Here is a 22,709-nt window from a genome sequence, read left to right on the forward strand (position 1 = left end):
TGGATAACCAACTTTTGTCTTGTTGGTCGCGAAACCGGATTCATGCGCTGCGGCAATCAACGCACGCGTGCCGCCACACTCCGCGTGCCGCACGGAAAGCGCAGGTCATCGAGCCGAATGGCAGCTCGAGCACGCGGTGGTCGGCGCATGCGGTCAGGGGTGACCGCCACCCGAATGGTGTCCACCATCGGATGTGGATGGCGCTGTGGATGATTCGACGCGCGCGGTGAACTCGGCGGTATGTACGACACCGCCGTGGGAGAAGTCTAGATACAACCGAAATGCGCCCGCACCCGGGGTCTGGGCATGGAAGCCGACCTCTGGACCCGCTGGGGTGCGGCCGATTTCGCCCTGCGGATGGACGTGCAGGTAGGCAAGGTCGTTGGCCCGCAAGACCACCAGATGCGCGTACGCGCCGAGGTATGGCTCGAGGTCCGTCACCGGCACGCCGTCGCGCGTCACGGTGAAACGAAGTTCGCTGCCCGCGGTGCTCAGATCGCCCGCCATGCGCACTTGGTAACCGTCCACTGTCGCCGACCGGGACTCGGGTGGAAGTGGTTGGAGCTCAGCCGGTCCCGCAACCGTGACGGCGCGGCTCAGGACCAGATCGCCGGGCCCCTGCTCGGGAACGAAATCGGCGAAGACGCGATAGGTGCCGGGCGCTGTCCAATTCCAATCGATCGACCACGTGCCCGTGTCGTCCATGGCCGGGTGCACGTGCCGATATCCGGTGGTATCCGAGCGGACCACGATCAGGTGCAGCTTCTTGTCGTGCTGGGTGGTGAATCGGGTGACCGGAACTCCGTCCGGTCCGGTGATCCGAAAACGCAGGGCCCCGGCTCGATTCGGGTCCGCGGGTGCACTCAGGCCGGTCAGGGTGTAGCCGGATCGCGAATCCGACAGCCCGGTGTCCTGTTCGGTGTGTGCCATCGCGCCGTGGTCCGGTGTCGACCCGGTCGGATCGCCCACCAGGGCGCCGATACCGAGCGCGACACCGAACAGCGCGACGAGACCGCCGCCGACCGCGGCGAATCTCAGCCGGGCTTGCATCAGACGGCGACCTCGTACCCCGCCTCGTCAACGGCGGCGACGATATCGGCGTCGGAGAGCGGTGCGGTGCTGTCCACTCGGACCGCACCGCTGGCGAGGTCGACGTCCACGCTGGTCACGCCATCGATCTTGCCGATCTCCGTCTTGACCGAGCTGACGCAATGTCCGCAGGTCATCCCCGTGACGGTGTAGGTGCTCGTGGCCATCTCCGACTCCTTCGCTCACATTCGATCATACGGTGCGGGGGTATCCCCGACGCAAATCAAAATACCCCCGGAGGGTATTGAGCGCAAGGGTGGGTTATGCCGAGGTTCGGTCGATTAGTCGCTGCCGGGGGCCGGATAGTTCCCGAATCAGCCTCGAACGGCGGAAGGCCAACCGTGCATGGCCATTTCGGCAACCCGCTCCAGTTCCGCGGCGCTCGCGCCATCCCGGGCCGCCTGCGACATGCCCTGCATGACGGTGCCGACATACCGCGCGAGCGTGGCGGCATCGGCCTCCGGCGGCAATGAACCCGCATCGATATCAGCCTGGATGCGCGTGGCGAAGGCCGCCACATTCTGGTTGCGAAGCGCGCGCAGCATGTCGGCGATCTCGGTGCTGGTGGTATTGAGTCCGGCGCTGATCACCAGGCAGCCGTGCGGGCAATCGGGTCGGGTGTACTCCGTCGCCGCCTCGCGCAGGATGCGGCGAACCGTCGCCTCGGCGGTCGGCTCCTCGGCGAGCGCGCGCGGGATGAAGCTGCCGTAGCGCGTGCCGAAGACCTGCACTACCTCGTTGAACAGTGTCGCCTTATCGCCGAATGCGGCGTACAGGCTCGGCGCGCCGATACCCATCGCCGCGGTCAGATCGCCGATCGAGGTCGCCTCGTAACCGCGCGCCCAGAACAGTCGCAGCGCCTTTTCCAGCGCGGCGTCCCGATCGAACGAGCGGGGGCGTCCCCTGGTCGGTGCGCTCATGTCTGCATTTTATAGCGCTCGCTAGAGAATGTGTTAACGTCCTTTCTGTAGCGATCGCTAGAGAAAGGAACCCGTGATGGGTGCACTGCCGCAAACCGGCCGGCTCGACGGCAAGACCGCGCTGGTCACCGGCGCAAGCCGCGGCATCGGCCGGGCCATCGCAGAGCGGCTCGGCCGGGACGGGGCGCGGGTCGCCGTGCACTACAACGGCAATGAGCAGGCGGCGAAGGAAACCGTCGTCGCCATCGAAGCGGCGGGCGGTTCGGCCTTTGCGATCAAGGCCGAACTCGGCGTACCCGGAGATGCCGCGACGCTGTGGTCCGCATTCGACGCACAGGCCGACGGCGTGGACGTTATCGTCAACAACGCGGGCATCGATGGCATTCGCGAACCGATCGGCGGCACCGATGAGGCGGCCTTCGACCGAGTCTTCGCCGTCAATGCGAAGGCGCCGTTCTTCGTCACCAAGCTGGGCCTGGATCGGCTGCGCGACGGCGGCCGCATCGTCAATGTCTCCACCGGCCTCACACACGGGGCGAGAATGCCGCAGCTGATCGCCTACACGATGACCAAGGGCGCGATCGATAGCTTCACCCAAACGCTGGCAAAGGAACTCGGTGCCCGCGGCATCACCGTGAATGCCGTCGCGCCGGGCGTGATCGATACCGATATGAACGCGAACTGGTTGCGCAATGCCGAGACCGAGGCGTTGGTGGCCGGAATGTCGCCGTTGAATCGAGTTGGCCAACCCGGTGATATCGCGGATATCACCGCATTCCTCGCCTCGGACGATTCCCGGTGGATCACCGGACAGTGGATCGATGCCACCGGCGGGGCGCTGTTGTAACCGTCCGACACATGGGCGGTGAATGTCTCATCTCGAGCTGAGCACCTGTCGTACCCACGGGATAGGCTTGAGCACCGTGTTGTCAGTTGTGCCAAGTCCCGTCGTTGTGCGCGCGCCGTCCAAGGTGAACCTCCACCTAGGCGTCGGTGACGTGCGCGCGGACGGCTATCACGATCTGACCACGGTGTTCCAAGCCCTCTCGCTCAGCGACGATCTGGAACTCGCACCGGCGGCCTCGCTCGCCGTGCGGGTCAGCGGCGAGGGCGCCGCCGATGTGCCGACCGATCGCACCAATCTGGTGTGGAAGGCCGCTGTGCGCGTCGCCCATCTGGCTGGCCGCGCACCGCTGGTGGAAATCGCGATCAACAAGGGCATTCCGGTAGCCGGTGGAATGGCCGGCGGTAGTGCGGATGCCGCCGCGGCGCTGGTGGGGCTGAACGAACTCTGGGATGTCGGGCTGACCCGCGACGAATTGTTCGCGGTGGCAACCGAACTCGGCAGCGATGTGCCGTTCGCGCTGCACGGCGGAACGGCGCTCGGTACCGGCCGGGGCGAGCGGCTGCTTCCGGTGTTGTCCCGCAATACCTTTCACTGGGTACTTGCGCTCGCCAAGGGCGGATTGTCCACCCCCGCGGTCTTCACCGAACTCGACCGACTACGCGAGAACGGTACCCCGCCCCGGCTCGGCGAGCCGCAGGCGCTGATGCAGGCACTGGCCTCCGGTGACCCGAAACAGCTTGCGCCCCTGCTGGGTAACGATCTGCAGGCGGCCGCGCTCTCGCTGAAGCCCGAGTTGCGACGGACGTTGCGTGCGGGCGTCGGTGCCGGGGCGCTTGCCGGGCTGGTCTCGGGCTCCGGCCCAACCTGCGCATTCCTGTGTGACAGCGAGGACGGCGCCGTGGCGGTCGCGGCCGAGCTCGCGGGTGCCGGTGTGTGCCGTAGCGTGCGCACGGCCAGCGGACCGGTGCCCGGCGCTCGCGTCATCAGCAGCGACGCGCCAGGCAAGCGCTGACGTTTCGCCGGCTATGCGATGACGTCGGCGAGGCGGTCCACTTGGTCGGCGTCGCGGCCGTAGCAGTAGAGCATGACCTCATCTGCGCCGAGATCCTCGAATTGGCTGATGGCCGTGCGGATCTCGTCGGGTGTGGTGAGCATTCCGGCGAGCATGGAGTCGGCGCGACCGCTGAATTCGTAGTAGGCGCCCATCGAGATGCGGGCGTCTTCGATCAGGTCGGGTGCGCCGAGCGCGACATTGACCTGGGCGACAATGCGGGGCTCGCCGTCGCGGCCGTGTTCCTTCCACGAGCGGCGGGCGGTGTCGAACAGGCCACCGGCCCACGACGGTGCGGCGGCCGAGAGAAAGCCACCGCCCCAACGGCCGACGCGATCGATGGCGGCGGGCTGGAAGCCGCCGAAGAGCAGTTCGGGTCCCTCGGGGCGCAGCGGTGCGGGACCGATCGGTCCGCAGTCGGTGCCGTACGGCCGGCCGGACCACAGGCGGCGCATGATCTCGAGTTGTTCGTCCATGCGACGGCCGCGCGAGTGCAGCTCGGTGCCGGAGGCGATGTGATCGTCCGCGCGACCGCCGACGCCGAGGCCGAGCACCAGGCGGCCGCCGGACATGCGATCGAGGGTGGCGGCCTGCTTGGCGAGCAGCGTCGGCTCGCGCAGCGGCGCGATGAGCACTTCGGTCTGCACCTTGATGCGGTTGGTGGCACCGGCGATCATGCCGAGGGCGACCAGTGGTTCGGGATTGTCGTAGACGAGCCGGTCGAGCAGACCGAGGGTGGAGAATGGGCCCGCATCGGCGCGGCGGGACCAGTCGAGCAGGGCGGCGGGATCGGAAATGGGCAGACCGAGTCCGACGTGCATGAAAACCTCCAAGGTAGTTGAAACCGTGCCGCCCCACTCACCTCGATCTCGAGGCGGGGCTCCCATTCTGCGGCTGTGTCTCAGGAGCGCCGTAACAACGTTCGTAACGAACACTGTTCGCTAAACCTGACTGTAAACGAACGCCGTTCGTCGCGCAAGTCTGCGAAACCCGACAGTTGCCGGGGGCACCGTTGCGGACTGCGCTGAGCAGGATCGGACGAGGCCGTCGGAGCGGAGAACAAGTGCACGGCGTGCAGTGGTTTCCGGGCCGCGGCACCTGGATGGCCGCTGGGGCGTTCAGTGGGGCGGCGGGTGGTTCGGGATGCTCGGTACGCTTGCGCGGGGCGAGTACTCGCCCGGCGCATGACTCGGAAGGATCCATGTCCAACCTGATCAATCTCGAACAGGTCTCCAAGAGCTTCGGTATCAAACCGCTCCTGGACAATGTTTCGCTCGGCATTCACGCGGGCGAGCGGATCGGTGTCGTCGGCCTGAACGGCGGCGGCAAGACCACCCTGTTGGAGGTGCTGACCGGTCTCGAGCCGCCCGACAGCGGCCGGGTGAGCCGGGTCGGCGGGTTGCGCATGGCGGTGGTGACCCAGCGCGGTGTACTTCCCGTGGGCGCGACCGTCGGATCCGTGGTGCTGGCGGGACTGGCCGATGACGCGATGACCCCCGGCACGAGCGGCGGGCACGGTGGCGGCAGCTCGCGTGACCACGGAGGGGAGCGCCTAGATAAATACGGCGTGGCCGAATACGAATGGGCTTCGAATTCGCGCATCCGTTCGGTGATGGAGGGCATCGGGATCGAGGGCCTCGGTCTGGATACTTCCGTCGACAATCTCTCCGGTGGCGAGCGCCGCCGCGTCGCACTGGCCGCCGCGCTGGTCCGCGACCTCGATCTGCTCGTCTTGGACGAGCCGACCAACCACCTCGATGTCGAGGGCGTGCAGTGGCTGGCGCAACATCTGCTGGAGCGTCGCAGCGCGCTGGTGGTCGTGACCCACGATCGCTGGTTCCTCGATACCGTCGCCACCGACACCTGGGAGGTCGTCGGCGGCAAGGTCGAAAGCTATGAAGGCGGTTACGGCGACTGGATTTTCGCGCGCGCCGAGCGGGCGCGGCAGGCCGATGCCTCCGAGGCCAGGCGCGCGAATCTGGCGCGCAAGGAGTTGGCCTGGTTGCGGCGTGGTGCGAAGGCCCGCACCTCCAAGCCGCGCTATCGGGTGGAGGCGGCCGAGGCGCTGATCGCCGATGTGCCGCCGCCGCGCGACAGCGTCTCGCTGGCCGCATTCGCGCGAAAGCGACTGGGCCGCGTCGTCGTCGAACTCGAGGACGCCACCCTCACCACCCCGGACGGCCGCGAGTTGGTGCGCGACTTGACCTGGCGCTTGGCGCCGGGGGAGCGAGTCGGCCTGGTCGGTGTGAACGGCTCCGGCAAGACGACCCTGCTACGCACGCTGGCCGGTGCCGTCGAACCCGCTGCGGGCAAACGCATTCAGGGCCAGACGGTTCAGATCGGTTGGCTACGTCAGGAACTCGACGACCTGCCGATCGATCTTCGCGTGCTGGAGGCGGTACAGCAGATCGCGCAGCGAATCATGCTGGGCGATAAGGAAATCTCCGCGGGCCAGCTGGCCGAGCGCCTGGGCTTCACCCCGGCACGTCAGCGCACCCCGGTCGGTGACCTGTCCGGTGGCGAGCGCCGCAGGCTACAACTGACCCGGATCCTGATGTCCGAACCGAATGTCCTGCTGCTCGACGAGCCGACCAACGACCTGGACATCGACACCCTGCAACAACTGGAAGACCTGCTCGACAACTGGGCGGGCACGCTGGTCGTGATCAGCCACGACCGCTATCTGATCGAGCGCATCTGCGACTCCACCTGGGCGCTGTTCGGCGATGGAAAACTCACCAATCTGCCCGGCGGTATCGACGAATACCTGAAAAAGCGCGCCGCATCGAGCTCGGCCGCAACGCGAGCCACCGACTCCAAGACCGCCGAAGCCCCCGCGACCGACGCCGCCGCCTACCGTGCCGCCCGCAAGGAGCTGGCCAAGCTAGAGCGCACCATCGACAAACTCACCGAACGCGAGCAGCGCCTCCACACCGCCCTCGCCGACGCCGCTACCGACCCCGACAAACTCATCACCCTTGGCACCGAACTGAAACAGGTCCTGGCCGAAAAGGAATCCGCCGAGGAGCGCTGGCTGGAACTGGCCGACACCGCCTGATCCCCACCCCATCGACGTTGGTCGAATGGTCGCTCGAAACCCCGCCCACAACCACCATTCGACTACCCTCGAGAACGCAACAACAGCCAGTCGACTGTGTTCGACTCGCCTCGACTGCGCCGGTCTAGCTGGTGCCGGAGACGCGCCCGTCCTGGACCACGACCGGCAGGCAGGTTTGCACGAAATCCGCGCCGAAGCCGGTGAGCGCGATGCTGCGGTAGTAGACCTTCGTGCCGAAACCGGAGCGCTTCAACACTTCTCGGACCGGGGATTGGGCTTCGAGGAGTTGGTAGCGGTTCGGATTGCCCACCGGTTCCTTGACGAATTCGATCAGTCCGAGGCGGCGCAGGTTCGGCAGGTACTGCTGGATCCGGTTGGGGAAGCGCAGGCCCGCGTGCTCACCGATCAGGTTGAGTCCGGAGATGATTCGCTCGACACCGATGCCGCGCGGCCGACCGGCGCGGATATCGATCGAGGGCTGCGGGCCGTCGAGGTGCAGGAAGCGCAGGATGCGCGCCTCATCGGGCGTCAGCTCCTCCAGCATGCGCGCGAAGGCCGGGTGGCTTTCGTGGTGTTCGCCCTGCGTGCTCGCCGACAGCCGCAGCAGTGCGGCCCCCTGCTCACGCAAGGTGGGAACGGCATCGGGCGTGGGCTGTTCGGGCGTCGCGGGCAGACGCAACGCGCGCCGCACCGCGTCACGAACCTCCGCCTCCGCCTCGGCGAGCACCTCGCGCGGGGGAGTTCCCGCGATACTGCCGCGGACCACGGTGGCCCCGACGCCGAGGGCGGTGTCGATGCCCCACGCGGTCACCTCGGCGGCCGCGCTCACCGCGACCCTGGCAACCCCGGTGGTTGCGCGAACGGTCTTGCGCACCGAGCTGACCTGCTGCTTCGGCTCGACCGCGCCGACATGCAGGCGCGCGATCTCCGTCGATTGCCCGGATGTCGAGGACTCGGAAGTTCTTGCGGTTTCGGCCACTTCGGACTGCTCGGTTCGCTCGGCGCCCTGCCCGGCGGCCCGCAGATCGTCGCCGCCAGCATCCGTCATAGCCATGTTGTCGCCACTCCCGTTCCGAAGATCAGGATGTGAGCGTATCCGGCGAAGAGCCCCAACACGCCGCCATGCAGAAAAAGGAGCCATTCGTCCTGTTTGATGGCCGCTCGCAGCATATCCACGAAGTCGGGGGGCGATAGCGCCGACATCTGTTTGGCGATGTAGTCGTTGATCTGCCTGCCCTGCTGGACATTGAAGTCCGGATCCGCGAAGGCGATCGGCGCGATGGTCATCGCCTCGGTGGTCAGCGTCGACTGCAGCGAGTCGTACTCCCGGCTGCCGAGCATGAACTTCACCGCGGGCCGCGCCGGTCCGAGCGCCCGGTCCGCGGCCGGGCGCAGCGTGTCCTCGAGCATCTGCATGGTCCGGTCCGAGCGCGGGCCGTTCAGCAGCTCGTCACCGATATTGGCGACGGTCATCACCTGACTGGAAACCAATTCCGCGTAGCCGTCGGTGATTTCGAGCTGCCGCTTGATGAGCAGACCCTGTCGCCACGGGCACCACCACTTCGGGTACGCGGGCGCGAAGATCATATTCAGGCCGATCCAGTTGACCACCCAGCCGATGATGACACCGCCGATGGGCAGCACCACCAGTGACGACCAGCCGGTCACATGCAACACGGCGACCAGCACCACACCCATCGGCGCGCCGAAGTAGAAACCGAAGTTCTGCATGAAGCGCAGTTCCTTGGCGCCGAGCACCTGGAAAAGGGTGTTGAGCAGATGTGGACGCGCCTGGAAATAACGGATGACCATCTGCTTGACGTCCAGCAACTGATCGATATTGGCGCCCAATTCCTCGGTCAGCTCGCGCAGAATATCGGGCAGCTGCTGACGCACCCGCGCGTGAATCATCTCGCGCACACCGGTCGGCAGGTTGTACCAGAGTTGCGGATGTTCGCGGCGCAGGATTTCTTCGACTATGTCCTTGATCTGCGCGTCGGCGATAGTGGCGAGGTGTTCGGCGAGCTTGTCCGGCTCCAGCTCACGATAGAAATCGGCGACGCTGCCGAGTTTCGCCAGCCCCTTGTCGACCGCGATGCTCGCCATTTTGTCCGCGCGCGAGGGCACAATGCCCTGCCAGCCCATTCGGCCGTCGTAGCTCAGCAGCGGCAGCACCTGAATTCGCTTGGGCAGGAAGGGAAACAGTGCGCGCAATCCGGGTAAACGAATACCGTGGAAGGCGACCGGCTTGAACAACATCAGGATGCCGGTCCAGTTGGTGATGTATCCGATGATGCCAGTGAAAAGGGGGATAGTCACTAACTCCAGGAGGACCGTCGGGTGCACCCCGAAAACACTCTCCAACACGACACCCTCCTGCCGATATACCGGTGACCGCCGCCTCACCGGCAACCCAAACTAGCACCCAGTCGGCAGACGGACCCTACTGTGAGGTCGAGACGCCGGTCTATCGCGAGTGTCCCGGGCCACAGCGGATTGTCTGAGACATCAGTCACACTGTGTGTCCAGAATGTCGTAGTGTCAACGGGCGGCGGAGACAATGGCGACATTCACGCGTCCGGCAGCAGGGGTCGGCGTGTTTGCCAGCCCACTCGGCTCGCGGTAAGGCATACCTGGAAGGCTGGCGGGCAATAATCTGTGGGCGTATTCGTTCACTTGGCAATACATCGGAGAGAACGTGACAGACGACAGGACCGGACAGGACGTAGCCCGGGCCGGTTCCCGCTCGGTGGAGCGCAGCTCGGATGTCGAACAGCGGCAGATCAGCAACGAGGCGCGGCTGATTCGCGGTGTGTTCCGAGCGGCGGGGCTCGCGGCGGGCACCATGGTGCGCGGCAGCCAGTGGGCCGTCGAGACGACCTATGAGGTGACCAAGGAGATCACCCAGGCCGCGCTCGACGGTGAGTCGTCTGCGGATATCGCCGAGCGCACCGGTAATGCGTTGCGCTCCATCGCGCGCAGCGCGCTCGGCGTCACCGAGGGGTCGGTGCGCGAAATCGTCAGCTACGTACCGACTTCCAACGGTGCGCCGCAGCCTGCGCCGGTCGGTATCGGCGCGCCGTTGCGTTCGGCGAGCAGCGAAGAGTTGCGCCGGCGCGGCGACGCGTTGCTCGCCCGCTCTGCCGATGTCTACTTCACCGAGGACGTGCACCCCGCCTATGATCGGATCCTGGACGAGTTGGCTCCGGACGAGGCGCGCATTCTGCGGTTCATGGCGTTGAACGGTCCGCAGCCGTCGGTCGATGTGCGCACCAACCGTCCGCTCGGCATCGGCTCGGAATTGGTGACCGGTGATCTCACCTCGGTTCCGGAACAGGCCGGTGTCCGTTATCCGGACCGCGCACGCACCTATCTGATCAACCTCAACCGTCTCGGCCTGACCCAGGTTTCCGATGACCCGGTGGTGCTCAGCCGGTACATGGTGCTCGAGGTGCAGCCGGTGGTCGAGGCGGCGCTGAAGAAGGCCGGACGCGCCCCCAAGATCGTGCGCAAGAGTCTGCGGCTGACCGAATTCGGCAGCGATTTCTGCAACACCTGCTTCACCATCGGAAACTGACACGTGCGGTCGACCGCCGATTTCGGCTCGAAGTGATAGCAATCTGATACAAATCTCCCAATCTCCGTAGCGCGGCGACTTCGAATGGGATTGTTGAGATATGGACCAGGATGCTGTGTCAGCGATCAGTCGCCTGAAGTTCAGGTATCTGCGCACCCTCGACACCAAGTCGTGGGATGAATTCGCGGACACCATGATCCCGGAGGCGACCGCCACCTACAGCGAATACCTGCAGTTCGAGTCGCGGGATGCGTTCATGGCGTTCATGCGCAACACCCTCGGTCCGCACGTCATCACCGAGCATCGATGCGACCATCCGGAGATCGATGTCGACGGTGATAACGCCACCGGCACTTGGTATCTCGCTGACACCGTGCTGATACCGGCGCACAACATGCTGTTGCGCGGCGCGGCCTTCTACACCGATCGCTACGTCCGCTGCAATGACGGTCGCTGGCGCATCGCGCATACCGGATACGAGCGCACCTACGAGGTGGTGCTCTCGCTCAGCGATCTGCCGAGCCTGCGCCTGACATCGAGTCGCTGGGGACTGATCACGCGCGAGGACGGCATCGCGTCGGTCGAGCGCGAGCCCGGCGCCACCCCGCTGCGGCGGGAGTCCGCGCCAGAGGCCGCGGAGCCCGAGGCCGGATGAACGGCGATCCCTAATCCGCCGCGGCGACCAGCGGCTCGAGCGTGAGCTTCGGATGCTCCTTCTCGATGTACTGCAACCGCCACTTATCGCTGAACAGCGCCAGCAGCGCCCCGTCGGAGCGGGTGAACACCTCGACCCCGCGCTGCCGATCGAGTTCGGCCATCGACTCCGCATCCGTGCGCCGGGCCAGCGTGTAGGGCAGGTGCTCCATGTGCGTCTCGACATTGAACTCCGCGAGCATCCGCGCGGTGACCACCTCGAACTGCATCGGACCGACCGCCGCGAGCACGGGTGAGGCATCGCCGCGCGCATCATTGCGCAGGACCTGCACCACGCCTTCGGAATCGAGCTGGTCGATGGCCTTGCGGAACTGCTTGTACTTACCGGCACTCTGCGCCCGCAGCACCGCGAAATGCTCCGGCGCGAAGGACGGGATCGGCGGGAACTCCACCTTCTTGTCCACGAACAGTGTGTGCCCCGGCGCCAGCGCGGTGGCATTCACGAGGCCGACCACGTCACCCGGGTAGGCCGTGTCGACGGTCGAGCGCTCCCGCCCGAAAACGGTGAGCGCGTATTTGGTCGCGAACGGCCGACCGGTCTGCGCGTGCGTGACAACCATCCCGCGCTCGAATTCGCCGGACACGATCCGCATGAATGCGAGCCGATCCCGGTGTGCCGCATCCATTCCGGCCTGCACCTTGAATACGACCGCGCTGAACGGATCGGTGGTGTTGCGTGGCGTGCCGCCGATATCGGCACGCGAGCCGGGCGCCGGCGCCAGCGCGACCAGGGTCTCCAGCAGTTGTCGCACACCGAAATTCAGCATGGCGGAGGCGTAGATGACGGGGGAGGTCTGCCCGGCCAGGAACATCTCCTGATCGTGGTCCTGCCCGGTCGCCGAGAGCAGTTCGCTCTCCTCGGCGGCGGTCGTCCACGCCTCACCCTCGCGGGTCTCGGCCGATTCCGGATCTACCGACTCCTCCGGCGCGATGGTCGCGCCACCCGCGGTCCGAGTGAAGTGGATGTATTCGACGGCCGCCCCCTCGGGACCGCGACGTAGCAGACCGCGGAAGTCGCCGGCGATGCCGACCGGCAGGAACAGCGGCGTCGGGGTGAGGCCGATCCGCTCGCTGATCTCGTCGAGCAGTTCCAGCGGCGCGCGGCCCGGACGGTCCCACTTGTTGATCACGGTGACGACCGGAATGCCGCGATGGCGACACACCTGGAACAACTTCAGTGTCTGCGGCTCCAGACCCTTGGCGGCGTCGATGAGCATGACGGCGGCGTCGACGGCGGTGAGCACACGGTAGGTGTCCTCGGAGAAATCCGAGTGGCCCGGGGTGTCGACCAGATTGATGACATTATCGATATCGGAGCCGGCGGCGCGATAGTTGAACTGCAGCGCGGTCGAACTCACCGAGATGCCGCGCGCCTTCTCCATCTCCATCCAGTCCGACACGGTGGACTTGCGTCCGGCCTTGCCGTGGATCGCGCCCGCCTCGGAGATCATCCTGGCGTGCAACGCCAGCGCCTCGGTGAGCGTCGACTTGCCCGCGTCGGGGTGGGAGATCACCGCGAATGTGCGTCGCCGGGCGACCTCGGCGGGCAGCCCACGCGGGGCGGGCGTGACGACACCCTCAGTGGAGGCGGTCAACTGCAACAACCTTTCAGACGGCCGATCGGCAACCGCTCCAGCGTACGCGACCGGGGTGACGACAATCCGGCCAGTCCGACCACCCGATTCAGCTGGACATAAACACTTGCGCTATGGTGTTCGGGTTGTCTCGGCGAGGGTGACCGCAGACGTAATGCGTTCACCGTGATCGACGCGGCTCGGCTCTCGGCCGTCCTCGTTCGGTCTTCGCCCGACGAGTAGACCAACCATTTGCCAGGGGGGATAACAGTCCCTGGCGCACTGTTGACAGCCCGGAAGAGCCGTAGGGAGTAGATCCAGTCATGTCCGACGCCAACCTTCTCGAAGCCGCCGTCCGCACGGAGTTCGGCAAGGGCGCCGCCCGCCGTACCCGTCGCGCGGGCAACGTTCCCGCCGTGCTGTACGGCCACGCCGCCGACCCGCAGCACCTCTCGCTCAACGCCCAGGCCTTCGCCGCCATCCTGCGCGAGCACGGCACCAATGCGGTGCTGAACCTCGTCATCGACGGCAAGAAGCAGCTCGCGCTGACCAAATCCGTTGTGGTGCACCCGATTCGCCGTTACATCGAGCACGCCGACCTGCTGATCGTCAAGCGCGGCGAGAAGGTCACCGCCGATGTGAACATCGCGCTGACCGGTGAGGCCGGCGCGGCCACCCTGGTCACCCAGGACGTCACCACGCTGTCCATCGAGGCCGACGCGCTGAACATTCCGGAGTCCATCGAGGTCTCGATCGAGGGCGTCGAAGCGGGCACCCAGATCACCGCGGGCGAGATCGAGCTGCCGAAGGGTGTCACCCTGGCCGGTGACCCGGAGGCCCTGATCGTCAACATCATCGCGGCCCCGGCTTCCGCGCAGGAGACCGAAGAGGCTGCCGCGGCCGCCGCGGAGTCCGAGAGCGCCGAGTAAGAACTCCCCGGATCGGTTGTCCGGATGACCGAATCCTCGACCGGGCCCGCGCTCGTGGTCGGACTTGGCAACCCAGGTTCGGAGTACGAGCGCACCCGGCACAATATCGGCTTTCTGGTCGCCGACGTGCTCGCGCAGCGCGTCGGCGGCCGTTTTGCTGTGCACAAGAAGTCCGGTGCGGATCTATTGCAGGCCAGGCTGGACGGGCGTCAGGTGTTGATCGCCAAGCCACGCTCGTTCATGAATCTGTCCGGGCGCTCGGTCGCGGCGCTGGCGAAGTTCTTCTCGGTGCCGCCGACCGAGGTGATCGTCGTGCACGACGAATTGGATCTGCCGTTCGGTCAGGTCCGGCTCAAGCGCGGCGGCGGTGAGGGCGGGCACAACGGATTGCGTTCGGTCTCCAGTGCCCTGACCACCAAGGACTATCTGCGCACCCGCATCGGCATCGGCCGCCCGCCGGGTCGCCAGGACCCGGCGGACTACGTGCTCAAACCGTTTTCGTCGGCGGAGCGCAAGGAAGTACCGGTGATCGTCGAACAGGCCGCGGACGCGGTCGAACTGCTACTGCGCGTCGGGCTCGAACCGGCCCAGAACCAACTGCACTAGGCCGAGTTCGACTGCGGCTCAGCGCAGGTGGATCGCGGTGGCGGAGCGGCGCAGCTTGCCCGAGGAGGTTTTCGGGAGGGCGCCGGGGCCGAGCACTGCGACGGTGCGCGGGCGGGCGCCGACTTCGGAGAACACCGCGTGCACGATTTCGCGTTCGATGCGCTTGACCTCATCGGCATTCTGGTGGTCGTTGCTTTCCACCACGACGGCGAAGCTTTCGCGTTTCTCTCCCGCGTCCAAACGGACCGCGACGGCATTGCCGGGGCGCACCCCCGCCACGCGCATCGCGGCACGCTCGATATCGGTCGGGTAGATATTGCGACCGCCCATGATGATGACGTCCTTGATCCGGCCGCACACCACGATCAGGCCCTCATCGGTGAAGTAGCCGATATCGCCGGTGTCGAGCCAGCCGTCCGCATCCTGTGCCGGGCGGAACCCGTTGACCGTGACGTAGCCGGAAGTGACCGCGGGACCGCGAAGTTCGATCACGCCGACGGAACGGGGCGGCAGCGTCTGGCGCTCCGCATCGACGACCCGCCCCTCGAGATTGTCGACCAGATAGCCGAGCGTGGGCATGCGGCGGACATTGCCGTGGTGATCGTGGGCCGGCACGGCCTTGCCCAGCGCCTCGAGCAGATCGGCATCGATGATGTCGAGGACCTGGCCGTGTCCGGGATCGGGCACCGATACGGCCAGTGTGGTTTCGGCCATGCCGTAGACCGGGGTCAGCGCCATCGGATTGAGTCGGAAGCGTTTGCCGGCCGTGGCGAGGGTCTCCATGGTGTCCGGATCGACGGGTTCGGCGCCGTTCCACATGTATCGGACGCTGCTGAGATCGTAGGCGCCGTCCTCGGCCTGCTTGAGTCGGCGAGCCAGCAGTGAGTACGCGAAATTCGGTGCCGCCGTGACGGTGCCACGGTACTTGTCGATCAGCTCGGCCCACAGCAGTGGACGCATCAGGAAGTCGATCGGCGTGACACAGACCACTTCGGCGCCGAATTGCATGGGGACGCTGAGGAATCCGACCATCCCCATATCGTGGAACAGGGGCAGCCAGCTGATCATCACATCGTCGTCGAGCTGGAACTTCACCCGGTCGAACATGGCGTAGGCGTTGGTGTAGAAGTTCCCGTGCGTGATCCGCACCGCCTTCGGCGATCCGGTCGAACCGGATGTCAACTGCTGCAACGCGATATCGGTCTCGACGGTCTGCACCGGATCGGTCTCCGGGCTCTCGCGCAGCTGATCGATGCGCACCACGGCGATGCCGCGCTCGCGCAGCAGTGGTTCGGCGGCCTCGAAGGGCGCGCCGAGTACCACCGCGCGCGCCTCGATCATCGACAGCACGGTCTCGGTATCGCGGGCCCAGACCACCAGATCCGTGCGCGGCGTCGGCTGATGCAACATGGTGATCGACGCGCCCCGCATCCAGATGCCCTGACAGACCGGTGCGATATCGACCGGCATCCCGGCCAGCACGCCTACCGCGTCACCGTGTCCGATGCCGGCTTCGGCGAGTCCGCCCGCCATCCGTCGTGCGATTCGATGGATCTCACCCCAGGTCTGCCGAAACGGCGCGTTCGGCTCCCCGGTCACCAATCCGCGACTCGAGGTTTGTGCCGTTGCGTACATCTCGTCGGTGAACCTGCTCAAAGTCCAACTCCCTTGTCACCCCGATGCGGTGGCCGGACATGGGTGAACGGCCTGCTCCCCAACTATCCCGCCAATTCGTCCCGGCGTTAACCATTCCGAGGACACGCCCGTGTCGCGGTGGCGTTATGGGCGATTCGAGAAAGTTGCCGCGTAGCGATCGACGTAGTTCCGGCCGGATCGGGCGGCCAATTCCCGCATCAGTTCGTCGGTCGCGGCGCGGACCCGGCAGGTGTCCGGTGCCGGGTGGGTCGGGGTGAGCGGGTAGTAGCGCGGCGTGCCGAAACTGATGTGCACCTTGCCGAAGCGCGGCAACCGGTGGCCGCGCGGATTCACCTTGTCGGTGCCCGACAGCACGACCGGGATGACCGGAGCGCCAGTGGCCATGGCGACGCGCAGTGCGCCGGTGCGGCCGCGATAGATGCGGCCGTCCGGGGAGCGGGTGCCCTCCGGATGGATGGCCCAGACGTCGCCGGATTCCAGGATTTTCGTCGCGGCGGTCAGTGCGTCCGCGGCGGCGGTACCGCCGGTGCGGTTCACCGGGACCTGACCCGCGACGGTGAAGAACCAGCGTTGGAACCGGCCCTTGAATCCGGTCCCGGTGAAGTACTCCTGTTTGGCCAGGAAGGTGACCCGGCGCGGCAGGGCCAGCGCGAGATACATCGAGTCGAGCATCGCGACATGGTTGGCCGCGATGATTACCGGTCCGGTGCGGGGTACGTGCCGCAGCCCTTCCACCTCGGGGCGGCCGAGCAGCCGCAGCAGCGGGCCGACCAGAACGTACTTGAACAACCGGTACCACACATGAGCCTCCGAGAAAGTTGCCGTAGACAATGTCTACCAAAGATCGTAGACATTGTCTACGATCATCTGTGGCGGATTTCTACTTATGTGACGCAGTCGGAAGGAGTGATTCGATGAGCGCCGTAGACAATGTCTCCATGGTCGGAAGCGAACCGTTGCGGGAACGATTGGTCGGCGCCGGGGTCGACATGCTCGAGGAGGTCGGCGCGGCCCAGTTGGGTCTGCGTGCGATCACCCGTGCGGCCGGGGTGTCCCACGGTGCGCCGCGCAGGCACTTTCCGACGCACCGCGCACTCTTGGCCGCCATCGCCGCGCGTGGTTTCGCCGATCTCATCGAGCGGTTCGCGAAGGTGGAGGTGGGCGCGAGCACGCCGAGGGAACATCTGGAACGGATGGCCGCCGAGTACGTCGAATTCGCCGGCGAGCGCCCGGAAATGTTCACGCTGATGTTCCGCCACGACCTACTCGAGGGCTCCGGCGAGAATCTCCGCGAGATCACCCTGCCGCTCTTCGAGCGCTTCACAGCTCTGGTCGAGGCCGCCGCCCCGAATTCCGGCAACCCCGCGATCAATCTGTGGACCAACCTCCACGGCATCGCCGCCCTCCAAGCCAACCGCAGCCTGCGCCTGGTGGCACCCACCGCCGACCTCCGCACCCTGGTAGCCCACGCAATCCAGCTGCACCTGACCTGACGCGCCCACCATCGAGCGCAGTCGAATGGTTGCTGAAAACCCCACCACTAGCGAATTCGACTCCCCTCGACAAAGGACGCTCGAGGCTCAATGTCGTGGCGGGAGAGGGATTCTCGCAAGATCGGTGGCGATGACGATCTCGCCCGTGAAGTGCAGTGCTGCTTCGGCGAGGTGGGCGTCGAGGTCGCGGTAGCGCTGGGAGAAGTGGGTCAGGACCAGGGTGCGCACACCGGCTTCGGCGGCGACTCGGGCGGCTTGGCCCGCGGTCAGGTGGCCGTATTGCTCGGCGAGCTGCGCATCGACGTCCAGGAAGGTCGCCTCGATCACCAGCATGTCCACGCCCGAAGCGAGGGACAGCACGCCCGGGCACAGGCGGGTGTCCATTACGAATGCGAAGCTCTGGCCCGTCCTCGGCTCGCTGACATCGGCCAGCGTGATTGTGCGTCTGTCGAATTCGATGCTGCCGGTGCGCTGCAGTTGTCCGACCGCCGGGCCGTGCAGGCCGAATAAGGCGAGCCGCTCCGGCAGGATGCGCACACCGCTCGGTTCGGTGAGCCGGTAGCCGAAAGCATCGACCGGATGCGATAGCGCGACCGCTTCGAGGACGAACGGCGCACCAGGCGCGTCCAGCGCACCCGGATCGGCGATCGGATGCGCCCGGAGCTCGACGGTGCGATAGAACGAGCTGGCAGTGCTCAGGCGATCGAAGAAGGCCTCACCCGAGGCGGGGTAGTACACATCGACCGGATGGGCGACCTTGTCCAGATTGATCCGCTGGATGATGCCGGGTAGTCCGAGGCAGTGGTCGCCGTGGAAATGGGTCACCGCGATCCGGGTGATATCGGTGACCGATACGCCCGCGTACGTCATCTGCCGCTGCGTGCCCTCGCCCGGATCGAAGAGGATGCCCTCCTCGCCCCAGCGCAGCAGATACCCATTGTGGTTGCGCTGCTTGGTCGGAACCTGACTCGCGGTGCCGAGGACGACCAGTTCGCGAGGTGACATCAGAGCGTCGCGACCGCGCCGACGAACCGGTCCAGCTCCTCGAAACTCACGAAGCAGTGCGGCGAGGCGCGCACCACCGAGTCCAGGCCACGGGCGGTCATATCCAGCAGCGTAGAGCTGGCATGGCTCGCCGTCACCGTAATATTCTGCGCCGCAAGGCGATCGCGCACCTCGACCGCGGATTTACCGTCGACGGTGAACGAAACGATGCCGCTGTGCCGAATTCCGATGTCGCGCACCGTGACTCCGTCGATTTCCGGCAGCGACTTGCGCAGATGCTCCGCGCGGGCCGCGATCGCGTCGTAGACGTCCTCGGGCCCCAGCTCGAGCAGATACCGCACGGCCGCACCGAGACCGAGTCGCGCCGCGACATCGCATTCCCAGAATTCGAAGCGACGCGCATCGGGCACCAGGGCGTATTCCTGCGGGCCGGTCCACTGCGCACTGTGCAGATCCAGCCGCTGCGGCTCCATCGACGCGGCCAATTCCGGTCGCACATAAAGGAATCCGGTGCCACGCGGTCCGCGCAGCCATTTGCGCCCGGTGACCGAGAGCGCGTCGACGTCGAGTTCGGCCACATCGATCGGCAACTGTCCGGCCGACTGGCAGGCATCGAGCAGTACCAGCGCGCCGACCGAATGCGCGATCCGGGTGGCGTCGGCGGCCGGGTTGACCAGGCCGCCATTGGTCGGGGCGTGCAACACCGACACCAGCTGGACCCGCTCGTCGACCATGTCGGCGAGTGCGTCGAGGTCGATCTGGCCGCTGCCGTCGCTGGGAATCTGTTCGACCACCGCGCCGGTCGCCCTGGCCCGCTGCAGCGCCGCAATGGCATTGCTCGCATAGTCGGCGCCGGAGATGAGGATCCGGTCGCCGGGTGCGAGTGGGACCGAGTAGAAGAAGTCGGCCCACGCGCGGGTCGCGCTATCGCTGAGCGCGATGCCGGTCGGATCGGCGTTGACGAGTCGGCCGATATCGGTTTTCACCGCGGCGAGATCGTCGAGTCGCTCGTTCGCCGCGCGGTAGCCGCCGATTTCGGCTTCGCGACGCAGATGTGCCACAACGGTATCGACGACGACTCGGGGTGGTAACGAGGAGCCCGCGCTGTCGAGGAAGACCAGATCGGATCCGGCGCCGTAGGCCGGTATGTCGGCGCGTACGCGATTCTCGTCGAGCATGGCCTCGACAGTATCGCCGAAAACGGCGGATTGGGCCATCGCACGAGTCGGCGCAGGTCCGGGCCGCCGTGCGTGAGTCCCGCGCTGTGCATGACCACGAATTCAGATTCTTGTCACATTTCTTGTCGGTGCCCCTCGCTACGCTGGTTTGGGTCGCTGCACTGGAATACGACCGGCGCCCGAGGCGATACAGAACTACCTGAACAACTGTCGGCGATACACACGCAGCACAGCCACGGTTACCTGTTTCACATGGTGGAGGTTGGTATGGCAGTCACGCTCGAGCATCCGAAGCGAGTCATCGCGCTGGAAAACGGCGAACTCTCCTCGCGGGCCGCGGCCGAGGCCTATCTCGAAAAAATCTGTTTCAAACTGGGCCCACCGACGCTCATCGGCGCCGAACTGGAATGGCTCACCGTGCAGGGTGAGTGTTCGTCGCCCGGCCAATCGGCCGCCCCCCGCCCGCAACTGGCTGCATTCGCAGATGCACTCGGACCCTATGCACCGCGGTCCATCGCCCCCGATTCACCGGCACTTCCGCTGCCAGGGGGCAGCCGGGTCACCATCGAACCCGGCGGTCAGATCGAACTCTCCAGTGCCCCGTTCGCCGCTGCCGCGCAGCTGTGCGAGGGTTTGCACGCCGATGCTCGGATGCTGCGGGATCTACTCGAATCCCGATCCATCCGCACCGTCTCCGCCGCCGCCGATGCGGACCGCCGCCCGAAACGGGTCCTGCGGTTACCGCGCTATCGCGCCATGGAAGAGTCCTTCAGCGGTATCGGCCCCTTCGGCAAATTGATGATGTGCAATACCGCCGCGACGCAGGTCAGCGTCGATGCCGGTGCGGACCGCGCCGAGGTCACCGCCCGATGGAATGCGCTGTACACGATCGGTCCCGCGCTACTCGCCGCCTTCGCCTGCTCGCCCGAATTACACGGGGCACCAGTGGGTGCCTGGGCATCCCAGCGCATGCGGACCTGGTTGCGTCTCGACCACGCTCGCACCCGTCCCGCGGTGGAGTCCTGGCCGGATCCGGTCGCCGGCTATGCGCGTTGGGCCCTGGATGTCCCGCTGCTGTGCGTTCGCCGCCCGGATGGCGTATCCGGCAACGGCGGCGATATCGGCTGGTCAGCGCCGCCGGAGGCGACCTTTGCGGACTGGTTGTCCGGTGCCCTGGACGACGAGATCGGGCGGCGTCCCGATGTCGGCGATCTCGACTACCACCTGACCACGCTGTTCCCACCGGTACGGGCCTCCGGACACCTCGAGGTCCGGTATCTGGACGCTCAGCCCGACAACGACTGGACCGTCCCGATCCATATCTTCGACGCCCTGCTGTCGGCTCCGGCGGTTGTCGCCGAGGCGACGGCGCTCGCCGCGCCACTCGCGGGCCGCTGGCTCGACGCGGCGCGCTGCGGGTTGGCCGATCCGGAGATCCGTGGCGTCGCGGTCGAGTTGCTGACCCTGGCCGCGGCACACGCGGCGAGTCCCGCGGCGGCCCGCGAGATCGAATCCGCCGCCGAACGATGTCGCAGCGGTCGCACCCCGACCGATGAACTCGTTTCGCGCAGTGCGGATCAGCCCGAGGAGCATTCGTGACCGCGGCACCGCAGCCTCGAGTCGCCGACCAGAACGAGTTCGGGAGATACCCATCGTGACCATTCAGTACCCCGCAACGGATAATTCCGGCACCGAACAACTGCGTGACCGGATCGCCGAAGTGCTCACCCGCGCAAGGGATCGCACCATCGGCCTCACCACCCTCGATGAAGCAGAGCTGGTCGCCCAGCATTCGCGACTGATGAGCCCGCTCGTCTGGGATCTCGCCCATATCGGCAATCAGGAAGAGCTCTGGCTGGTGCGCGATGTCGGCCGACGCGACGCGGTGCGCGCCGATATCGACGAGCTGTACGACGCCTTCAAACACGCTCGCGCCAATCGCCCCGAACTGCCGCTGCTCGACCCCACCCAGGCCCGCGGCTATGTCGGCACCGTGCGCGACAAGGTGTGGGATGTGTTGGAAACCAGCGCCTTACACGGTGATCCGCTGGTCGACGGCGGTTTCGCATTCGGCATGATCGCCCAGCACGAGCAGCAGCACGACGAAACCATGCTCAGCACCCATCAATTGCGCACCGGCCCCGCGGTGCTGTCCGCACCCGCCGCACCGACGGCGGCTGCTCCGGTCGGTGGCGAAGTCGTCATTCCCGCAGGCGAATTCGTCATGGGCACGTCGACGGACCCATGGGCACTGGACAATGAGCGTCCGGCGCATCCGGTGCATGTGCCCGCCTTCGCCATCGACGTCGCACCGATCACCAACGCGCAGTACCAGGCCTTCATTGCCGACGGCGGCTACGACCGGCCCGAGCTGTGGTCCGAACATGGTTGGGCGCACCGGCAGGAAGCGGGCCTGGTGGCACCGCAGTTCTGGGAGTGCGATCCGGCCGGGCACTGGTGGCGTCGGGGATTCGGCGTGATGACGCCGGTGCGCCCGCAGCAGCCGGTGGTGCACGTCTGCTGGTTCGAGGCCGAGGCGTATGCCGCCTGGGCCGACAAGCGCCTGCCCACCGAGGCCGAATGGGAGAAGGCGGCGCGCTTCGATCCGGAGACCGGTACGTCCCGCCGCTACCCGTGGGGTGATACCGAACCCGATTCCGCCACCGCGAATCTCGGCCAGCGGCACCTGGAACCCGCCGAGGTCGGCGCATATCCGGCCGGTGCCTCCCCGGCCGGTGTGCATCAGCTCATCGGCGACGTATGGGAATGGACCGCCTCGGGGTTCGAGGCGTATCCGGGCTTCCGCGCCTTCCCATACGCCGAATACTCCGATGTGTTCTTCGGCGGCGATTACCGAGTTCTGCGCGGCGGCTCCTTCGGCACCGATCCGGTCGCGTGCCGCGGCACCTTCCGCAACTGGGACCACCCCATCCGCCGCCAGATCTTCTCCGGCTTCCGCCTGGCCCGAGACCTGCGAAAAGGCGAGGGCGAGTGAGGGTCTCGACGGCGGAA

The 22,709-nt window shown here is 66.4% G+C and carries 21 protein-coding genes; 10 read left to right on the top strand and 11 right to left on the bottom strand.

Annotated features, from left to right (window positions below; genetic code table 11):
• Positions 1 to 153: 153 nt before the first annotated feature.
• The 3 genes from ACIBW7_RS22320 to ACIBW7_RS22330 form a co-directional block, all read right to left on the bottom strand.
• The gene (locus ACIBW7_RS22320; protein ID WP_397049184.1) at positions 154 to 1,050 is read right to left on the bottom strand and encodes a hypothetical protein; all 897 of its coding nucleotides are present in this window, start codon (positions 1,048 to 1,050) and stop codon (positions 154 to 156) included.
• The gene (locus tag ACIBW7_RS22325) at positions 1,050 to 1,256 is read right to left on the bottom strand and encodes a heavy-metal-associated domain-containing protein (RefSeq protein WP_397049186.1); all 207 of its coding nucleotides are present in this window, start codon (positions 1,254 to 1,256) and stop codon (positions 1,050 to 1,052) included. The genes ACIBW7_RS22320 and ACIBW7_RS22325 overlap by 1 nt, the downstream gene beginning before the upstream one ends.
• Positions 1,257 to 1,403: 147 nt before the next feature.
• Positions 1,404 to 2,009 (bottom strand): TetR/AcrR family transcriptional regulator, encoded by a 606-nt coding sequence (locus ACIBW7_RS22330; RefSeq protein WP_397049188.1) that lies wholly within the window; start codon positions 2,007 to 2,009, stop codon positions 1,404 to 1,406.
• Positions 2,010 to 2,085: 76 nt separating this feature from the next.
• On the opposite strand from ACIBW7_RS22330, the gene ACIBW7_RS22335 reads away from it, so the two are divergent.
• Both ACIBW7_RS22335 and ACIBW7_RS22340 read left to right on the top strand, forming a co-directional pair.
• Complete coding sequence (locus ACIBW7_RS22335; RefSeq protein ID WP_397049190.1) at positions 2,086 to 2,856, top strand: SDR family oxidoreductase; 771 nt, start codon at positions 2,086 to 2,088, stop codon at positions 2,854 to 2,856.
• 76 nt (positions 2,857 to 2,932) lie between these two features.
• Positions 2,933 to 3,868, top strand: a complete 936-nt coding sequence (locus ACIBW7_RS22340) for a 4-(cytidine 5'-diphospho)-2-C-methyl-D-erythritol kinase (RefSeq protein WP_397049192.1) — start codon at positions 2,933 to 2,935, stop codon at positions 3,866 to 3,868.
• A gap of 11 nt (positions 3,869 to 3,879) precedes the next feature.
• Here ACIBW7_RS22340 and ACIBW7_RS22345 read toward each other — a convergent pair whose 3' ends face one another.
• Entirely contained in the window at positions 3,880 to 4,728 is an 849-nt protein-coding gene (locus tag ACIBW7_RS22345; RefSeq protein ID WP_397049194.1) for an LLM class flavin-dependent oxidoreductase, read from the bottom strand.
• A gap of 380 nt (positions 4,729 to 5,108) precedes the next feature.
• On the opposite strand from ACIBW7_RS22345, the gene ACIBW7_RS22350 reads away from it, so the two are divergent.
• Positions 5,109 to 6,965 (top strand): ABC-F family ATP-binding cassette domain-containing protein, encoded by a 1,857-nt coding sequence (locus ACIBW7_RS22350; RefSeq protein ID WP_397049196.1) that lies wholly within the window; start codon positions 5,109 to 5,111, stop codon positions 6,963 to 6,965.
• A gap of 124 nt (positions 6,966 to 7,089) precedes the next feature.
• Here ACIBW7_RS22350 and ACIBW7_RS22355 read toward each other — a convergent pair whose 3' ends face one another.
• Positions 7,090 to 8,013 (bottom strand): Abi-alpha family protein, encoded by a 924-nt coding sequence (locus tag ACIBW7_RS22355; RefSeq protein ID WP_397049198.1) that lies wholly within the window; start codon positions 8,011 to 8,013, stop codon positions 7,090 to 7,092.
• The gene (locus ACIBW7_RS22360; RefSeq protein ID WP_387293386.1) at positions 8,010 to 9,332 is read right to left on the bottom strand and encodes a hypothetical protein; all 1,323 of its coding nucleotides are present in this window, start codon (positions 9,330 to 9,332) and stop codon (positions 8,010 to 8,012) included. The genes ACIBW7_RS22355 and ACIBW7_RS22360 overlap by 4 nt, the downstream gene beginning before the upstream one ends.
• Positions 9,333 to 9,663: 331 nt before the next feature.
• Here ACIBW7_RS22360 and ACIBW7_RS22365 point away from each other — a divergent pair, with 331 nt between their 5' ends.
• Both ACIBW7_RS22365 and ACIBW7_RS22370 read left to right on the top strand, forming a co-directional pair.
• Positions 9,664 to 10,542: an Abi-alpha family protein gene (locus tag ACIBW7_RS22365; protein ID WP_397049201.1), complete on the top strand. Its 879-nt coding sequence runs from the start codon at positions 9,664 to 9,666 to the stop codon at positions 10,540 to 10,542.
• A gap of 100 nt (positions 10,543 to 10,642) precedes the next feature.
• A complete protein-coding gene (locus tag ACIBW7_RS22370; protein WP_397049203.1) occupies positions 10,643 to 11,197 on the top strand; it encodes a nuclear transport factor 2 family protein in 555 nt (184 codons plus the stop codon).
• A 10-nt stretch (positions 11,198 to 11,207) separates the two neighbouring features.
• Here the strand turns inward: ACIBW7_RS22370 and ACIBW7_RS22375 are convergent, their stop codons facing one another.
• Entirely contained in the window at positions 11,208 to 12,851 is a 1,644-nt protein-coding gene (locus ACIBW7_RS22375; RefSeq protein WP_397049205.1) for a peptide chain release factor 3, read from the bottom strand.
• 302 nt (positions 12,852 to 13,153) lie between these two features.
• Between ACIBW7_RS22375 and ACIBW7_RS22380 the strand changes: the two genes are divergently transcribed.
• Together ACIBW7_RS22380 and pth are read left to right on the top strand one after the other, a co-directional pair.
• Complete coding sequence (locus tag ACIBW7_RS22380; protein WP_397049207.1) at positions 13,154 to 13,759, top strand: 50S ribosomal protein L25/general stress protein Ctc; 606 nt, start codon at positions 13,154 to 13,156, stop codon at positions 13,757 to 13,759.
• A 24-nt stretch (positions 13,760 to 13,783) separates the two neighbouring features.
• The gene (gene pth, locus ACIBW7_RS22385) at positions 13,784 to 14,365 is read left to right on the top strand and encodes an aminoacyl-tRNA hydrolase (RefSeq protein WP_397049209.1); all 582 of its coding nucleotides are present in this window, start codon (positions 13,784 to 13,786) and stop codon (positions 14,363 to 14,365) included.
• An 18-nt stretch (positions 14,366 to 14,383) separates the two neighbouring features.
• On the opposite strand, the gene ACIBW7_RS22390 is transcribed toward pth, so the two are convergent.
• The gene (locus ACIBW7_RS22390; RefSeq protein WP_397049211.1) at positions 14,384 to 16,021 is read right to left on the bottom strand and encodes a fatty acyl-AMP ligase; all 1,638 of its coding nucleotides are present in this window, start codon (positions 16,019 to 16,021) and stop codon (positions 14,384 to 14,386) included.
• A 123-nt stretch (positions 16,022 to 16,144) separates the two neighbouring features.
• The gene (locus ACIBW7_RS22395) at positions 16,145 to 16,822 is read right to left on the bottom strand and encodes a lysophospholipid acyltransferase family protein (protein ID WP_397049936.1); all 678 of its coding nucleotides are present in this window, start codon (positions 16,820 to 16,822) and stop codon (positions 16,145 to 16,147) included.
• A 113-nt stretch (positions 16,823 to 16,935) separates the two neighbouring features.
• Between ACIBW7_RS22395 and ACIBW7_RS22400 the strand changes: the two genes are divergently transcribed.
• Positions 16,936 to 17,514: a TetR/AcrR family transcriptional regulator gene (locus tag ACIBW7_RS22400; protein WP_397049213.1), complete on the top strand. Its 579-nt coding sequence runs from the start codon at positions 16,936 to 16,938 to the stop codon at positions 17,512 to 17,514.
• An 87-nt stretch (positions 17,515 to 17,601) separates the two neighbouring features.
• On the opposite strand, the gene ACIBW7_RS22405 is transcribed toward ACIBW7_RS22400, so the two are convergent.
• Positions 17,602 to 18,519, bottom strand: coding sequence for a ribonuclease Z (locus ACIBW7_RS22405; protein ID WP_397049215.1), 918 nt, complete (start codon positions 18,517 to 18,519; stop codon positions 17,602 to 17,604).
• Positions 18,519 to 19,697 (bottom strand): aminotransferase class V-fold PLP-dependent enzyme, encoded by a 1,179-nt coding sequence (locus tag ACIBW7_RS22410; protein ID WP_397049938.1) that lies wholly within the window; start codon positions 19,695 to 19,697, stop codon positions 18,519 to 18,521. Before ACIBW7_RS22410 ends, ACIBW7_RS22405 begins: the two co-directional genes overlap by 1 nt.
• Positions 19,698 to 19,964: 267 nt before the next feature.
• Between ACIBW7_RS22410 and egtA the strand changes: the two genes are divergently transcribed.
• Together egtA and egtB are read left to right on the top strand one after the other, a co-directional pair.
• On the top strand, positions 19,965 to 21,296 hold the full coding sequence (gene egtA / locus ACIBW7_RS22415; protein ID WP_397049217.1) for an ergothioneine biosynthesis glutamate--cysteine ligase EgtA: 1,332 nt from the start codon (positions 19,965 to 19,967) through the stop codon (positions 21,294 to 21,296).
• 55 nt (positions 21,297 to 21,351) lie between these two features.
• Positions 21,352 to 22,692 carry an ergothioneine biosynthesis protein EgtB gene (gene egtB / locus ACIBW7_RS22420; protein WP_397049220.1) on the top strand — a complete coding sequence of 447 codons (1,341 nt, stop codon included), beginning with the start codon at positions 21,352 to 21,354 and terminating at the stop codon, positions 22,690 to 22,692.
• Positions 22,693 to 22,709: the final 17 nt, after the last annotated feature.

It is taken from the genome of Nocardia sp. NPDC049526, assembly GCF_044465765.1.
GTDB lineage: Bacteria > Actinomycetota > Actinomycetes > Mycobacteriales > Mycobacteriaceae > Nocardia.

Excerpts from the sequence above, each read along its gene's own strand:
- ACIBW7_RS22320 (WP_397049184.1), bottom strand. The coding sequence starts at position 1,050 with ATGCAAGCCCGGCTGAGATTCGCCGCGGTCGGCGGCGGTCTCGTCGCG.
- ACIBW7_RS22325 (WP_397049186.1), bottom strand. The coding sequence starts at position 1,256 with ATGGCCACGAGCACCTACACCGTCACGGGGATGACCTGCGGACATTGC.
- ACIBW7_RS22330 (WP_397049188.1), bottom strand. The coding sequence starts at position 2,009 with ATGAGCGCACCGACCAGGGGACGCCCCCGCTCGTTCGATCGGGACGCC.
- ACIBW7_RS22335 (WP_397049190.1), top strand. The coding sequence starts at position 2,086 with ATGGGTGCACTGCCGCAAACCGGCCGGCTCGACGGCAAGACCGCGCTG.
- ACIBW7_RS22345 (WP_397049194.1), bottom strand. The coding sequence starts at position 4,728 with ATGCACGTCGGACTCGGTCTGCCCATTTCCGATCCCGCCGCCCTGCTC.
- ACIBW7_RS22350 (WP_397049196.1), top strand. The coding sequence starts at position 5,109 with ATGTCCAACCTGATCAATCTCGAACAGGTCTCCAAGAGCTTCGGTATC.
- ACIBW7_RS22355 (WP_397049198.1), bottom strand. The coding sequence starts at position 8,013 with ATGACGGATGCTGGCGGCGACGATCTGCGGGCCGCCGGGCAGGGCGCC.
- ACIBW7_RS22370 (WP_397049203.1), top strand. The coding sequence starts at position 10,643 with ATGGACCAGGATGCTGTGTCAGCGATCAGTCGCCTGAAGTTCAGGTAT.
- ACIBW7_RS22380 (WP_397049207.1), top strand. The coding sequence starts at position 13,154 with ATGTCCGACGCCAACCTTCTCGAAGCCGCCGTCCGCACGGAGTTCGGC.
- pth (WP_397049209.1), top strand. The coding sequence starts at position 13,784 with ATGACCGAATCCTCGACCGGGCCCGCGCTCGTGGTCGGACTTGGCAAC.
- ACIBW7_RS22400 (WP_397049213.1), top strand. The coding sequence starts at position 16,936 with ATGAGCGCCGTAGACAATGTCTCCATGGTCGGAAGCGAACCGTTGCGG.
- ACIBW7_RS22405 (WP_397049215.1), bottom strand. The coding sequence starts at position 18,519 with ATGTCACCTCGCGAACTGGTCGTCCTCGGCACCGCGAGTCAGGTTCCG.
- ACIBW7_RS22410 (WP_397049938.1), bottom strand. The coding sequence starts at position 19,697 with ATGCTCGACGAGAATCGCGTACGCGCCGACATACCGGCCTACGGCGCC.
- egtA (WP_397049217.1), top strand. The coding sequence starts at position 19,965 with ATGGCAGTCACGCTCGAGCATCCGAAGCGAGTCATCGCGCTGGAAAAC.